General features: G+C 53.0%; 14 protein-coding genes, 1 tRNA gene and 1 pseudogene. 11 read left to right on the plus strand and 5 right to left on the minus strand.

The features are described 5' to 3' along the window. A pseudogene (locus ACNAU7_RS07705) lies at positions 1 to 73 on the minus strand (IS1595 family transposase); the annotation flags it as partial. Between the two features lie 155 nt (positions 74 to 228). Between ACNAU7_RS07705 and ACNAU7_RS07710 the strand changes: the two are divergent. The 9 genes from ACNAU7_RS07710 (at position 229) to ACNAU7_RS07750 (ending at position 9,473) form a co-directional block, all read left to right on the plus strand. Further along, positions 229 to 558, plus strand: coding sequence for an FKBP-type peptidyl-prolyl cis-trans isomerase (locus tag ACNAU7_RS07710; RefSeq protein ID WP_416301854.1), 330 nt, complete (start codon positions 229 to 231; stop codon positions 556 to 558). Positions 559 to 721: 163 nt separating this feature from the next. Continuing rightward, positions 722 to 1,645, plus strand: a complete 924-nt coding sequence (gene lpxC, locus ACNAU7_RS07715; RefSeq protein WP_416301855.1) for a UDP-3-O-acyl-N-acetylglucosamine deacetylase — start codon at positions 722 to 724, stop codon at positions 1,643 to 1,645. 670 nt (positions 1,646 to 2,315) lie between these two features. Then, positions 2,316 to 3,764, plus strand: coding sequence for a decarboxylating NADP(+)-dependent phosphogluconate dehydrogenase (gnd, locus tag ACNAU7_RS07720; RefSeq protein ID WP_416301856.1), 1,449 nt, complete (start codon positions 2,316 to 2,318; stop codon positions 3,762 to 3,764). Positions 3,765 to 3,826: 62 nt separating this feature from the next. Further along, entirely contained in the window at positions 3,827 to 5,098 is a 1,272-nt protein-coding gene (gene waaA / locus ACNAU7_RS07725; RefSeq protein WP_416301857.1) for a lipid IV(A) 3-deoxy-D-manno-octulosonic acid transferase, read from the plus strand. Positions 5,099 to 5,138: 40 nt separating this feature from the next. Further along, a complete protein-coding gene (locus ACNAU7_RS07730; RefSeq protein ID WP_416301858.1) occupies positions 5,139 to 5,588 on the plus strand; it encodes a CopD family copper resistance protein in 450 nt (149 codons plus the stop codon). A gap of 32 nt (positions 5,589 to 5,620) precedes the next feature. Next, on the plus strand, positions 5,621 to 6,595 hold the full coding sequence (locus ACNAU7_RS07735) for a TerC family protein (RefSeq protein ID WP_416301859.1): 975 nt from the start codon (positions 5,621 to 5,623) through the stop codon (positions 6,593 to 6,595). 68 nt (positions 6,596 to 6,663) lie between these two features. After that, a tRNA-Lys gene (locus ACNAU7_RS07740) sits at positions 6,664 to 6,739 on the plus strand. A 221-nt stretch (positions 6,740 to 6,960) separates the two neighbouring features. Continuing rightward, positions 6,961 to 8,214, plus strand: coding sequence for a UDP-N-acetylglucosamine 1-carboxyvinyltransferase (gene murA, locus ACNAU7_RS07745; RefSeq protein ID WP_021439448.1), 1,254 nt, complete (start codon positions 6,961 to 6,963; stop codon positions 8,212 to 8,214). 80 nt (positions 8,215 to 8,294) lie between these two features. Next, positions 8,295 to 9,473 carry a phosphoglycerate kinase gene (locus ACNAU7_RS07750; protein WP_416301860.1) on the plus strand — a complete coding sequence of 393 codons (1,179 nt, stop codon included), beginning with the start codon at positions 8,295 to 8,297 and terminating at the stop codon, positions 9,471 to 9,473. A gap of 64 nt (positions 9,474 to 9,537) precedes the next feature. Here the strand turns inward: ACNAU7_RS07750 and ACNAU7_RS07755 are convergent, their stop codons facing one another. From ACNAU7_RS07755 to ACNAU7_RS07770, 4 genes are all read right to left on the minus strand, one after another. Further along, positions 9,538 to 9,786, minus strand: coding sequence for a BolA family protein (locus ACNAU7_RS07755; protein WP_416301861.1), 249 nt, complete (start codon positions 9,784 to 9,786; stop codon positions 9,538 to 9,540). Between the two features lie 91 nt (positions 9,787 to 9,877). Next, positions 9,878 to 10,795, minus strand: a complete 918-nt coding sequence (gene ftsX / locus ACNAU7_RS07760; RefSeq protein ID WP_416301862.1) for a permease-like cell division protein FtsX — start codon at positions 10,793 to 10,795, stop codon at positions 9,878 to 9,880. Then, on the minus strand, positions 10,792 to 11,442 hold the full coding sequence (gene ftsE, locus ACNAU7_RS07765; RefSeq protein ID WP_025458129.1) for a cell division ATP-binding protein FtsE: 651 nt from the start codon (positions 11,440 to 11,442) through the stop codon (positions 10,792 to 10,794). The genes ftsX and ftsE overlap by 4 nt, the downstream gene beginning before the upstream one ends. 194 nt (positions 11,443 to 11,636) lie before the next feature. Continuing rightward, a complete protein-coding gene (locus ACNAU7_RS07770) occupies positions 11,637 to 12,119 on the minus strand; it encodes a TlpA disulfide reductase family protein (RefSeq protein ID WP_118786721.1) in 483 nt (160 codons plus the stop codon). A gap of 123 nt (positions 12,120 to 12,242) precedes the next feature. Between ACNAU7_RS07770 and arsC the strand changes: the two genes are divergently transcribed. Together arsC and ACNAU7_RS07780 are read left to right on the plus strand one after the other, a co-directional pair. Beyond that, entirely contained in the window at positions 12,243 to 12,596 is a 354-nt protein-coding gene (gene arsC, locus ACNAU7_RS07775) for an arsenate reductase (glutaredoxin) (protein WP_118786722.1), read from the plus strand. After that, on the plus strand, positions 12,593 to 13,249 hold the full coding sequence (locus ACNAU7_RS07780) for a YdcF family protein (RefSeq protein WP_416301863.1): 657 nt from the start codon (positions 12,593 to 12,595) through the stop codon (positions 13,247 to 13,249). The genes arsC and ACNAU7_RS07780 overlap by 4 nt, the downstream gene beginning before the upstream one ends. The last annotated feature ends 19 nt before the right edge of the window (positions 13,250 to 13,268 follow it).

The raw sequence follows: 13,268 nt of genomic DNA on the forward strand, positions 1-13,268 counted from the left end.
AAAACGGAGCAGTTCTTTCTGTACTTTTTTCTTTAATTTGCAGTGTGTTATCTTCATATTTCGAGGGTAACATATCTGCTAATCTAGTACAGCCCCAAAAAATAAAACAGTCCAACAAACACAGCCGTTTCAGCTGCACCGATGCAGCTGACGTTTGAGCGGCATTTGACTTCGACGGACGGTATGTTACCCTTGCCATTTTGACCAACAAGCAACGAAAGGACAAATATGGGCGGCCTGATTATTGAAGACTTACAGGAAGGCTTAGGAAAAGAAGCAGTTAAAGGCAAAGAGATTACCGTGCATTACACAGGTTGGCTGGAAAACGGAACCAAATTCGACTCCAGCCTCGACCGCCGCCAGCCGCTGACCATCACGCTCGGCGTCGGACAAGTCATCAAAGGCTGGGACGAAGGCTTCGGCGGCATGAAGGAAGGCGGCAAACGCAAGCTGACCATCCCTTCGGAAATGGGTTACGGCGCACACGGTGCCGGCGGTGTGATTCCCCCGCACGCCACTTTGATATTTGAAGTCGAGCTGTTAAAAGTGTACGAATAAAGCTGCCTGACCCATGCCGTCTGAAACACAAACAAATCGTTTCAGACGGCATTTTGTTTTAAATAAAACATCCGTATTGGCAAATACTATTGAAAAACATAGCCTGTTTTTCCGGTTTTATCGTATCATTCCCCAACTTACCCCATTGATAAGGAAGCGGTTTATGCTGCAAAGAACTTTGGCGAAATCCATCAGTGTTACCGGAGTCGGCCTGCATTCCGGCGAACGGGTCGCACTGACCCTGCATCCCGCACCTGAAAACAGCGGGATTTCATTCCGCCGCACGGATTTGGACGGCGAGATGGGTGAACAAATCAAGCTGACCCCTTATTTAATCAACGATACCCGCCTTTCCTCCACCATCGTTACCGACAAAGGCGTGCGCGTCGGCACCATCGAACACATTATGTCAGCATTGTCCGCCTACGGTATCGACAATGCGCTGATTGAGCTGAACGCGCCCGAAATCCCGATTATGGACGGCTCCAGCCTGCCGTTTATTTACCTTTTGCAAGATGCGGGCGTGGTCGATCAAAAGGCGCAAAAGCGTTTTTTGAAAATCCTCAAACCTGTCGAAATCAAGGAAGCGGGCAAATGGGTACGCTTTACACCGTATGACGGATTTAAAGTTACCCTGACCATCGAATTCGACCATCCGGTCTTCAACCGCAGCTCGCCGACATTTGAAATTGATTTCGCTGGCAAATCCTACATCGATGAAATTGCGCGCGCGCGCACTTTCGGCTTTATGCACGAAGTGGAAATGATGCGCGCCCACAATCTGGGATTGGGCGGCAATCTGAACAACGCCATCGTGATTGACGACACGGATATCCTGAATCCTGAAGGCTTGCGCTATCCCGATGAGTTTGTGCGCCATAAAATCCTTGATGCCATCGGCGATTTGTATATCGTCGGACACCCGATTGTCGGCGCGTTTGAAGGCTACAAATCGGGACACGCCATCAACAACGCCCTTTTGCGCGCGGTTTTAGCAGACGAAACGGCTTACGAATGGGTGGAATTTTCCGACAGCGATGATTTGCCCGACGCATTTCACGAGCTGAACATCAGAAATTGTGGATAACGCCCCCTTTCCCAAACAAATGCCGTCTGAATCGATAAAATACCCGCTTCAGACGGCATTTTTATATACGTATCCCCATCCGAAACTTTACTTATACACAATTAACTAAAAGCTATATAATTGAAATACTATGAGATTTACCCGCAAACCTCATTTTCTCCACCACTTATACACAAACTCGGATGAACACTCTGCCAATATGCAAAAAAAAAGACATTCGCGCCGACACTTTCTCATTTCCACAAGTTCCAAACACACTTCTCTCTCAAATCTCCACAGCATCCCCGTTCTTAAAGGCGTCGGCAGCCATTCGGTAAAGAAAAGTAGGATGCCATCTGCACAACAAGAAAACTATCCACAAAACTTATTCCCCACAAAAAACAATCCACAAGTCTGCACAAAAGGGAATCCGCCTTACCGACACCCTTTTAAAACGGCAATCCTGATGATTTTTAAAATAAAAAAAAGTTATCCATAGAAAATTCCCCATATCAATATAATCATCGTTTTATTATTTAAATCTTATATTTCATTTCTAACCTTTCAGGGAAACGCACAGTAAAGCGTAAAGGCATCTTTTCAAAAAATTAAAAAGTTAAGGATTGTTAAACAAGTGTAAATCGGGTAGAGTTGCAATCGATAAATTAAATCTATAACGGAGCTTCCTGCAATGAAAGGCGATATTGGCGTAATCGGTTTGGCGGTTATGGGGCAAAACCTGATTCTGAATATGAACGATTGCGGATTTAAAGTTGTCGCCTACAACCGGACAATCGGTAAAGTGGACGAATTTTTAAACGGTGCGGCAAAAGGGACGGGCATTATCGGCGCGTATTCCCTGCAAGACTTGGTCGATAAGCTGGCAAAACCGAGAAAAATCATGATGATGGTTCGCGCAGGCTCGGTGGTTGACGACTTTATCGAACAACTGCTTCCGCTGTTGGAAGAAGGCGACATCGTTATCGACGGCGGCAATGCCAATTACCCCGACACGACACGGCGGACACATTACCTTGCTGAAAAAGGGATTTTGTTTGTCGGCGCGGGCGTATCCGGCGGCGAAGAAGGCGCGCGGCGCGGGCCGTCCATTATGCCGGGCGGGGATAAGCGCGCTTGGGAAGCGGTCAAGCCGATTTTCCAGGCGATTGCCGCCAAAACGCCGCAGGGCGAACCGTGTTGCGACTGGGTCGGCAGGGACGGCGCGGGACATTTTGTCAAAATGGTGCATAACGGCATCGAATACGGCGATATGCAGTTGATTTGCGAAGCGTACCAGTTCATGAAAGACGGTTTGGGATTGTCCTACGATAAAATGCACCGAGTGTTTGCCGAGTGGAACAAAACCGAGCTGGATTCTTATCTGATTGAAATCACAGCGGCAATTTTGGGCTATAAAGACGAAGGCGGCGAACCGCTGGTCGAGAAAATCCTCGATACGGCGGGGCAAAAAGGCACGGGCAAGTGGACGGGCATCAATGCCTTGGATTTGGGCATTCCGCTGACGCTGATTTCCGAAGCGGTATTCGCCCGCTGCGTTTCGTCGTTCAAAGAACAGCGCGTGCAGACCGGCAAGCTGTTCGCCCGAACCGTTACGCCCGTCGAAGGCGGCAAACAAGAATGGGTTGAGGCGTTGAGACAGGCCCTGCTTGCATCCAAAATCATTTCCTACGCACAAGGCTTTATGCTGATCCGCGAAGCGGGCGAAAGCTACGGCTGGGATTTGGACTACGGCAACACTGCGCTGCTGTGGCGTGAAGGCTGTATTATCCGCAGCGCGTTTTTGGGCAATATCCGCGATGCCTATGAAAACAATCCCGATTTGGTGTTCTTGGGTGTGGATCCGTATTTCAAAAATATTTTGGAAAACTGCCTGCCGGCATGGCGCAAGGTGGTTGCCAAGGCGGTCGAATGCGGCATCCCTATGCCCTGCATGGCTTCGGCGATTACGTTCTTGGACGGCTACACGACCGAACATCTGCCTGCCAACCTCTTGCAGGCACAGCGCGACTACTTTGGCGCGCACACTTACGAGCGCACCGACAAACCGCGCGGCGAGTTTTTCCATACCAACTGGACGGGCAAGGGCGGAGATACCGCTTCGACAACCTACGATATTTGATTCCGTTGCCGAAATGCCGTCTGAACCGTTCAGACGGCATTTGTTTTGCAGGAAATAGAAAGATGTTCCAATGGCTTTATGATGTATTGTGGCTGCTTGCGCCGATATGGATACGGCGTTATTTGGACAAACGCTACGGAAGTGCCCCGGCATATCGGGCGCATCGGGACGAGCGTTTCGGCAAGCCGTATCCGAATCCCATTACCGGCGCGGTTTGGATACACGCCGTTTCGGTCGGAGAAACGCGTGCCGCCCAGTCCTTGATACGCGAGTTGCGGCGGCGTTTTCCCGATGCGCCGCTGCTGATGACGCAGATGACCCCGACGGGGCGGGAAACCGCGCAAGTTCTGTTTCCCGATGCGCAATGCCGCTATCTTCCGTATGACAAAAAAACGTGGGTACGGCAGTTTTTGCGCGAACACCGCCCGATGTTCGGCATTTTGATGGAAACCGAAATCTGGCCCAACCTGATGAGGGAATGCCGGCGCGCGGGGGTGCCGCTGTTTTTGGCGAATGCGCGGCTGTCGGAAAAATCGTTGAACGGTTATCTGAAAGTCCGCCGCCTGATCCGTCCTGCCGCCGCTTCGCTGACGGGCTGTTTGGCGCAGACGGAGGCGGATGCGGCGCGGTTGGCGAAATTGGGCGCAGCATCCGTGCAGGTGTGCGGCAATACCAAATACGACCTGATGCCGTCTGAACAGATGAAAACGCTGTCGGGGCAGTTTAAAAAACGCATCGGAGGCCGGCCGGTTGCCGTGTGCGGTAGCACGCGCGTTTATCGGGGCGAAGACGAGGCGGAAAAACTGCTGGCGGCGTGGCAACAATATCGCGGCGATGCCCTGCTGGTCGTCGTGCCTCGCCATCCCGAGCATTTTCAGACGGCATTTGAAACGGCAAAACGCTTCGGGTTTAAGGTTCAGCGGCGCAGCGACGGTTTGCCGGTCGAACCCGATACGCAGGTGTGGATAGGCGACAGTATGGGCGAGCTGTATGCGTATTACCTGTGCGCTGATGTCGCTTTTGTCGGCGGCAGTCTGGTCGATTCGGGTTGTCAGAACATCATCGAACCGCTTTCCTGCGGCGTTCCGACGATATTCGGCTTTTCGACCTACAATTTTTCCGAAGCCTGCCGGCACGCCTTGGCATCGGGTGCGGCGGTTCAAGTCGAATCGGCGGACGCGTGGCGGGAAGCCGTTGAAAAAACCTTATCTGCTGAGGGGGGCGGAATGCAGATGCAGGCGCGCGTGGACGGCTTTATCGCACAACATCGCGGAGCGGGCGCGAGAATCGCCGAGGCGGTATGGGAAGCGGTATGCGGACATCGGGGGCGATAGTGATACAATCCGTATCCGAGTTTTCCGGTTGGAGCATCGTATGAGTATTTATGCCGTCGCGCACATCATCCACCTGTATTGCGCCATCGCCTTTGTCGGCGGCGTGTTTTTTGAAGTGCTGGTTTTGTCCGTCCTACATACGGGACGGGTGTCGCGCGAGGCGCGGCGCGAAGTGGAAAAGGCAATGTCTTACCGCGCCGTCAGGGTGATGCCGTTTGTGGTCGGACTGCTGTTCGCCAGCGGCATCGTGATGGCGGCAAACCGCTATCTTTCTATATTGGGCGAACCGTTTGCCACTTCCTTCGGTACGATGCTGACGCTGAAAATCCTGTTGGCGTTCAGCGTGTTGGCACACTTCGCCATCGCCGTCGTCAAAATGGCGCGTTCCACGCTGACCGTCGGGTGGTCGAAATACATACACGCCGTCGTCTTTACCCATATGGTGCTGATTGTCTTTTTGGCAAAAGCGATGTTTTATATCAGCTGGTAACACAACTACATTTCAAATCAGGAGATTGAACCATGACAGAATATCCCGGCATCGGGTCGCCGTTGTTTTACGGCGTTTTTTTTACGGCAGTGCTGGTCATGATTGCCTTGGATATGTTTTCGCTGAAGAAAAACGGCAGCCATAAAGTCGGCATCAAAGAAGCCTTGGCATGGAGCGGCTTGTGGGTTGCCGTATCCTGCCTGTTTGCGGGCTGGCTGTATTTCGAACTCGCCGGCAATCCCGGCTACGGCGCGGCAGTCGCAAAAGAAAAAGTATTGGAATTCTTTACCGGCTACATTTTGGAAAAATCGTTAGCAGTCGATAATATTTTCGTGTTCCTGATGATATTCGGCTACTTCAAAGTCGCACCGCAGTTTCAGCACCGCGTGCTGCTGTACGGCGTATTGGGCGCATTGGTATTGCGCACCGTCATGATTTTCGTCGGCGCGGCACTGGTTCGGCAGTTCGAGTGGATTCTGTATCTGTTCGGCGCGTTCCTGCTCTATACCGGCATACACATGATGAAGCCCGAAGGCGATGAGGAAGGGGATTTGGCAAACAGCAGGCTGCTGAATGCCGTCAAGAAAGTCGTTCCGGTCGGCACGGAATTTCACGGCGAGAAATTTTTTACCGTCGAAAACGGCAAAAAAATCGCCACGCCGCTGTTTTTGGTGCTAGTCATGATTGAATTGAGCGATGTCGTGTTTGCCGTGGACAGCATCCCCGCCGTCTTTGCCGTTACCACCGATCCGTTTATCGTGCTGACCTCCAATATTTTCGCCATTTTGGGTTTGCGGGCGATGTATTTCCTGCTGGCGGATGTGGCGGAACGCTTTATCTTCCTGAAATACGGCTTGGCATTCGTGTTGAGTTTTATCGGTGTGAAAATGCTGGTAATGCATTGGGTGCATATCCCGATTTCCGTTTCGCTGTCGGTCGTGTTCGGCGCGTTGGGTGCATCGATACTGACCTCGTTAATTTATACGAAAAAACAGCCTGATAAATAAAATGCCGTCTGAACGCCGACAAAATGGTTGACAGCATCAGGCTTGATGTATAGAATTTCGAGCTTATCGGGTCGTTAGCTCAGTCGGTAGAGCAGCGGACTTTTAATCCGTTGGTCGAGCGTTCGAATCGCTCACGACCCACCAGATAAAACAAAAAAAAAGCTGAGTTTTCAAAACTCGGCTTTTTTTGTTTTCCGACAATCCTTGTTCGGAAAGCGCGGCATTTCGTCAAATTCTTTGGTGCGGCTTCCGTATTTTTCCCGAAAATCCCTTATAATTCCGCCTCTGCAACCTTCATCGGGTGATGCTTTATGCGTTGTCCCGAGTATTGAAATATTACAAGTACCCACCAGGAAAGAACAAACGTGGACAAACTGAAAATCTCCGCAAACGGCCCGCTCAACGGGGAAATAACGGTCTCGGGCGCGAAAAACGCGGCATTGCCGCTGATGTGCGCGGGTTTGCTGACATCGGGTACGTTGCGCCTGAAAAACGTCCCTATGCTGGCTGATGTCAAAACCACGCAAAAACTGCTTCAAGGGATGGGCGCACGCGTTCTGACCGATAATATCAGCGAATTTGAAATCAACGGCGGTACGGTAAACAATACCTGCGCCCCTTACGAATTGGTCAGAACCATGCGCGCCTCGATTTTGGTGCTTGGCCCGACGCTGGCGCGTTTCGGCGAGGCGCAAGTCAGCCTGCCGGGCGGCTGCGCCATCGGTTCGCGCCCCGTCGATCAGCATTTGAAAGGCTTGGAAGCGATGGGGGCGGAAATCGTCATCGAACACGGTTACGTCAAAGCCAAAGGCAAACTCAAAGGTACGCGCGTGGCGATGGATGTCGTTACCGTCGGCGGCACGGAAAACCTGCTGATGGCGGCGACGCTGGCGGAAGGTACGACGGTTTTGGAAAACTGCGCCATTGAGCCTGAAGTGGTCGATTTGGCGGAATGCCTGGTCAAAATGGGCGCGAAAATCAGCGGCATCGGTACGTCCACGATGGTTGTGGAAGGCTCGGACGAGCTGCACGGCTGCGAACACAGCGTCGTCCCCGACCGGATTGAAGCAGGGACGTTCCTGTGCGCGGTGGCGATAACCGGCGGCAGGGTGGTTTTGCGGAATGCCGCGCCGAAAACGATGGAAGTGGTGTTGGACAAACTGGTCGAGGCAGGTGCGGTGATTGAGGCGGGCGACGATTGGATCGCCATCGATATGCGTCAACGTCCGAAGGCGGTGGACATCCGCACGGTCGTCCACCCCGGCTTCCCCACGGATATGCAGGCGCAGTTTATGGCATTGAATGCCGTGGCGGAGGGAAGCTGCCGCGTGGTGGAAACGATTTTTGAAAACCGCTTTATGCACGTCCCCGAGTTGAACCGGATGGGGGCGAACATTACAACCGAGGGCAATACGGCATTCGTGCAGGGTGTGGAACAGCTTTCCGGCGCGGTCGTCAAGGCGACGGATTTGCGCGCTTCCGCCAGCCTCGTTATCGCCGGTTTGGCGGCGCGCGGCGAAACCGTGGTCGAACAGATTTACCACTTGGATCGCGGTTATGAAAATATTGAAAAAAAACTCGGCAGCGTCGGCGCGAAAATCGAGCGCGTATCCGGCTGATCGGGTTGCGATGCCGTCTGAAGCCTTCAGACGGCATCAATTGTTTCTGTATCGCAAACACTGATTGAAAAGGACTGATTATGGCATTTTTAAAACTGACCGAACAAAACGTGCAGGGCAAAACCGTCCTCATCCGCGCCGATATGAACGTGCCGTTCAAAGACGGCAAAATCAGCGACGACACCCGTATCCGTGCCTCGCTCGCGTCCATCCAATACTGCTTGGACAACGGCGCGTCCGTCATCGTAATGACCCACTTGGGTCGCCCGACCGAAGGCGAGTTCCATCCTGAAGATGATGTCTCCCCCGTATCCGCGCATTTGGGCAACTTGTTGGGCAAAGACGTGAAAGTATTGAACGACTGGTGTGAAAACAAACCGGCCCTGAACGCGGGCGATGTCGTCATGCTGCAAAACGTGCGTATCAACAAGGGCGAGAAGAAAAACGATTTGGAACTGGGCAAAGCCTACGCCGCCTTGTGCGACGTGTTCGTCAATGACGCGTTCGGCACCGCGCACCGCGCCCAAGCTTCGACCGAAGCCGTCGCTCAAGCCGCGCCCGTTGCCTGCGCCGGCGTATTGATGGCGGGCGAACTCGACGCTTTGGGCAAAGCCTTGAAACAGCCTGCGCGCCCGATGGTGGCGATTGTCGCCGGCAGCAAAGTGTCCACCAAGCTGACTATCCTCGAATCGTTGGCAGACAAAGTCGACCAACTTATCGTCGGCGGCGGCATTGCCAACACCTTCCTGTTGGCGGAAGGCAAAGCCATCGGCAAATCTTTGGCGGAACACGATTTGGTGGAAGAATCCAAAAAAATCATGGAGAAAATGGCGGCCAAAGGCGGTTCTGTGCCGCTGCCGACCGATGTCGTCGTTGCCAAAGCCTTTGCTGCCGATGCCGAAGCGGTCGTGAAAGACATTGCCGACGTTGCCGAAGATGAGATGATTTTGGACATCGGCCCGAAATCCGCCGCCGCGCTTGCGGAGTTGCTCAAAGCCGCCGGCACGGTCGTTTGGAACGGGCCGGTCGGCGTGTTCGAGTTCGATCAATTCGCAGGCGGCACGAAAGCCCTTGCCGAAGCCATCGCCCAAAGCAAAGCGTTCTCGATTGCGGGCGGCGGCGACACGCTGGCGGCGATTGCTAAATTCGGCGTTACCGACCAAATCGGCTACATCTCCACCGGCGGCGGTGCGTTCCTTGAGTTCTTGGAAGGCAAAGAGTTGCCTGCCGTAGCCGCTTTGGAAAAACGCGGCGCGTAAGCGGTTTGATATACAAAATGCCGTCTGAAACGAAATGGTTTCAGACGGCATTTTTGTGTGGCGGTTATTGTGCTTTGGCATTCCATTCTGCCGGTGTGGCGGCTACCGAAATGGAAAGCGCGTGCAGTTCGTTGCTTTCCAGTTGGGCTTTGAGTCCGTCTTTAATCAGGCGGTGGCGCGCGAGGCGTGCCTTACCTTCAAATTCTGATGAAACGATGACGGAGAAAAAATGGTGTCCGTCGCCTTCTACTTCGATGTGTTCGCATTTTGCCACGCCTGCAATCAGGGCTTTGACTTGTTCGGGTGTCAACATAGTGGGGAGTCCTTATTGGGAAAATGCGCCATTATACTGGCAAATCGAAATGCCGTCTGAAACGGCTTCAGACGGCATTTTTGACGGTGTTTTATTTTTTGGCCTTGAAGCCGAGCAGGTGTTGGGTGGTAGCAAGCCACGCGCCGAATACGCCCAACGAGATGACGAAGCCGAACACCAGCACGATTTCCTCAGGGTAAAAGAAACGCCAGCCGATGTTCAAGCCGTAGGGTTTGAAGATGGCATCGACCAAGGGACGCACGGCAGAAAGCAGCCAGCCGCAAAGCCCCAAGCTGACGGTGGCGGAAAGAATGCTCTGCCACATGGCCTGATAAAGGAAGGGGCGGCGGATAAACGACGCGGGCGCGCCCAAGAGTTTGGTGATTTCGATTTCTTCTTTGCGGCTGAGGATTTGCAGGCGGATGGTGTTGTGTGCGACAAGGACGAACGCCATCCCTAGCGTCAGTGAAAGAAACCATAAAATTTTACGGATGAATTCGTTGATTTGGTACAGTGTCTGTACCCATTCCGTATCCATGTTGGCGGATTCGACCATAGGCAGTTTGGTAATGTCTCGGTAGATTGCCTGCATTTGGTCGGGCGTGGTTGCCGGGTCGGGGGTAACGATAAAGACATCCGGCAGGGGGTTGCCGTCAAGCATGGAAATCAGATTTTGGTCGAGATTGGACTGTAATTCTTCCAAACCGTCTTCTTTGCTGATAAAGCGGATGTTGTCGAGTCGTTTGTCGCGCGTCAGCAGGCTGCGCACGGTCTCGCTGTCGCTTTGTGCGGCAGCGGTTTCCATATAGATTGTGATTTGCGGCGACTCGTTGAGTTTGCCCAACACGCTTTGTCCGCTTTGGATGCCCAAATACATAAACAGCGGCAGCGTCATGGCGACGGCGAGCATCAGGAGGGTCAGTATCGTGCCGACAGGTTGGCGCATGAGTTGTTTGAGTGCGGTGCGTGCGGATTCGACGTGCAGCGAGACGTAGTGAATGATGCTCATGCGAGTCGTCCTTTCGAGAGGCGCAGGATGCGGTGTCCGTAGTCCGCCATCAGGGTTTCGTCATGTGCAGCGACGATGACGGTTGTTCCTGCTTCGTGGAAGGTTTTGAACAATTCCATGATGTCGAGCGCGTAGGCGCGGTCGAGGTTGGCGGAGGGTTCGTCGGCAATCAGCAGGCTGGGCTGGTGAACGACAGCTCGGGCAATGCACAGGCGTTGTTGTTCACCGCCCGAGAGGGTTACGGGATCGTCCAATTCTCGCCCTTTCAAGCCGACTTTTTCAATGGCGATGCGGGCGCGTTCTTCGGCTTTGCGCGGCGGATAACCGATAATCCGCAGTGGGAGGATGACGTTTTGCAGGACGTTGCGGTCGTAGAGGATTTTGTGGTCTTGGAACACGATGCCGATATGTTGGCGCATAAAGCCGATTTGGTTGTCGGTCAGTGTGCCGAGGTCTTGGTTGTTGAAGTGGACTTTGCCCCTGCTTGGTTTGGTAATGCCCGAAATCAGCTTGAGGACGGTGGATTTGCCTGAACCGGAGTGTCCTGCGATAAAAATCATCTCGCCTTTGTTGATTTGGAAGCTGACGTTTTTCAGGGCTTCAAAACCGCCGGGATAGGTTTTGGAAACTTGTTCGAAACGGATCATAGGAGGTCCTGTAAGGAAGGGCGGCATATCGTTTCGGGCGGTTGCGTCCGCAGGGATATGCCGTCTGAACAATAGGTAAGACAGTGCCGATTATAAAGACTCCGCCTGTTTTTAGATAGTGGATAAGTTTGGCGGATACTGAAGTCCGGGCGGGAAAAATGCCGTCTGAAGCGGCTTCAGACGGCATCCGGCGTTTAACGGCATTTTGAATGGGCGAGTTTGACGGCTTCGGTCAGGCTTTTTTCGTTCACTTCCCCGGTAATGGTTTGTTTGTACCCGCATTTCGGGGCTTCGACGACGGTAAAGGGCAGTACGCCGACATTGTTTCCGTAGGATTTCATAAAGTTTCGGCTGTTCGCCCCGGTGTAACGCCAAATCGGGTAGGAAACAGGGGTTTGCTTGAGGAAGTTGCCGATATTGTCGGACGTGTCGAGCGCGATACCGACCATATCGACGCTGCCTTTTTTCTGCGCCTTGTACCATTTTGACATCACCGGCATCTCTTTGCGGCACGGGCCGCACCAGGTCGCCCAAAGGTTGACGATGCGGACGGGGGCTTTGAGCGATTGCAGACTTTGCGCGGCACCGTCTTTCCATCCGGCCAGTTCGTCTGCCGAGGCGGTATGGGAAAACAGTACGCCGGCAAGTGTGATTGCGGCAAGATTTAAGTATTTCATCGTTTTGTCCTTTGTATGTTGATTCGGGTATTGTAAACCGTTTGGTACGGTTGGAGGCGGGATATTGAGTAAAATCCTGCGTAAGCCGATAATAAGGGGATTGTCGAGAAGTAAGGAAATGTCATGTCTGAAATCAAAATTTTCCACAACCCCCGTTGCAGCAAATCGCGCGCCGCCTTGTCCCTATTGGAAGAACGCGGCATTGCTGCCGAAGTGGTCAAATATTTGGATACGCCGCCCGACTTGTCCGAATTGAAGGATATTTTCAATAAATTGGGCTTGGCATCGGCGCGCGGGATGATGCGTGTGAAAGATGATTTGTATAAGGAATTGGGTTTGGACAACCCCGATTTGGACAATGACGCGCTGCTGCGTGCCATCGCCGATCATCCCTCCCTGTTGGAGCGTCCGATTGTTTTGGCGAACGGTAAGGCGGCTGTCGGCAGGCCTTTGGAAAATATCGAAGCGGTATTGTGAACAAACGGCTGTTTTGCAGCCGCAACGGCTTGCGCTATTACCTGTTGGGCGGTTTCTGTTTGAGTGTTTTTCCGCTTTTGCTGGTGTTTGCCTCATCCGTTTGGGCGGTTTATCGGACGGGCGGTCAGGTTTTGCCGCCGTATGTCCGGGCGGATGCCGCGCTGGTGTTGGGTGCCGCCGCATGGGACAAACGCCCTTCCCCGGTTTTTCGGGAACGTATCAACCACGCCATCGCGCTTTACCAAAGCCGCAGGGTAGGCAAAATCGTGTTTACGGGAGGCCGGACCAAAAAAGGCTATATGACCGAAGCCGAGGTCGGGCGGCGGTACGCGCTCAAACAGGGAGTTCCGGCGCGCAACATCCTGTTTGAAAACACTTCGCGCAACACTTATGAGAACCTGAACAACATCCGTCCGGTTTTGCGTGCCAACGGTATTGCCAGCGTGGTGATTGTCAGCGATCCCTATCATTTGGCGCGGGCGGCGGAAATGGCGGAGGATTTGGGTGTCCGCGTTTATATGTCTGCCACGCCGACCACGCGGTTTGATGCGGGAAATAAGAAAAAAATCTTTATGCTGCAAGAGGGATATGCGTTATCCCTCTACCGTTTGGAAAAATGGGGCAGCCGCTTTTGGGGATGGCTGTCTGATTGAAGCGGTAGAAAATGCCGTC

This window comes from Neisseria sp. LACPHL-SPEC-2024-00856 (assembly GCF_047915665.1).
Lineage (GTDB): Bacteria > Pseudomonadota > Gammaproteobacteria > Burkholderiales > Neisseriaceae > Neisseria > Neisseria polysaccharea.

Excerpts from the sequence above, each read along its gene's own strand:
- ACNAU7_RS07750 (WP_416301860.1), top strand. The coding sequence starts at position 8,295 with ATGGCATTTTTAAAACTGACCGAACAAAACGTGCAGGGCAAAACCGTC.
- ACNAU7_RS07770 (WP_118786721.1), bottom strand. The coding sequence starts at position 12,119 with ATGAAATACTTAAATCTTGCCGCAATCACACTTGCCGGCGTACTGTTT.
- ACNAU7_RS07735 (WP_416301859.1), top strand. The coding sequence starts at position 5,621 with ATGACAGAATATCCCGGCATCGGGTCGCCGTTGTTTTACGGCGTTTTT.
- lpxC (WP_416301855.1), top strand. The coding sequence starts at position 722 with ATGCTGCAAAGAACTTTGGCGAAATCCATCAGTGTTACCGGAGTCGGC.
- gnd (WP_416301856.1), top strand. The coding sequence starts at position 2,316 with ATGAAAGGCGATATTGGCGTAATCGGTTTGGCGGTTATGGGGCAAAAC.
- ftsE (WP_025458129.1), bottom strand. The coding sequence starts at position 11,442 with ATGATCCGTTTCGAACAAGTTTCCAAAACCTATCCCGGCGGTTTTGAA.
- ACNAU7_RS07710 (WP_416301854.1), top strand. The coding sequence starts at position 229 with ATGGGCGGCCTGATTATTGAAGACTTACAGGAAGGCTTAGGAAAAGAA.
- arsC (WP_118786722.1), top strand. The coding sequence starts at position 12,243 with ATGTCTGAAATCAAAATTTTCCACAACCCCCGTTGCAGCAAATCGCGC.
- ftsX (WP_416301862.1), bottom strand. The coding sequence starts at position 10,795 with ATGAGCATCATTCACTACGTCTCGCTGCACGTCGAATCCGCACGCACC.
- ACNAU7_RS07755 (WP_416301861.1), bottom strand. The coding sequence starts at position 9,786 with ATGTTGACACCCGAACAAGTCAAAGCCCTGATTGCAGGCGTGGCAAAA.
- ACNAU7_RS07730 (WP_416301858.1), top strand. The coding sequence starts at position 5,139 with ATGAGTATTTATGCCGTCGCGCACATCATCCACCTGTATTGCGCCATC.
- waaA (WP_416301857.1), top strand. The coding sequence starts at position 3,827 with ATGTTCCAATGGCTTTATGATGTATTGTGGCTGCTTGCGCCGATATGG.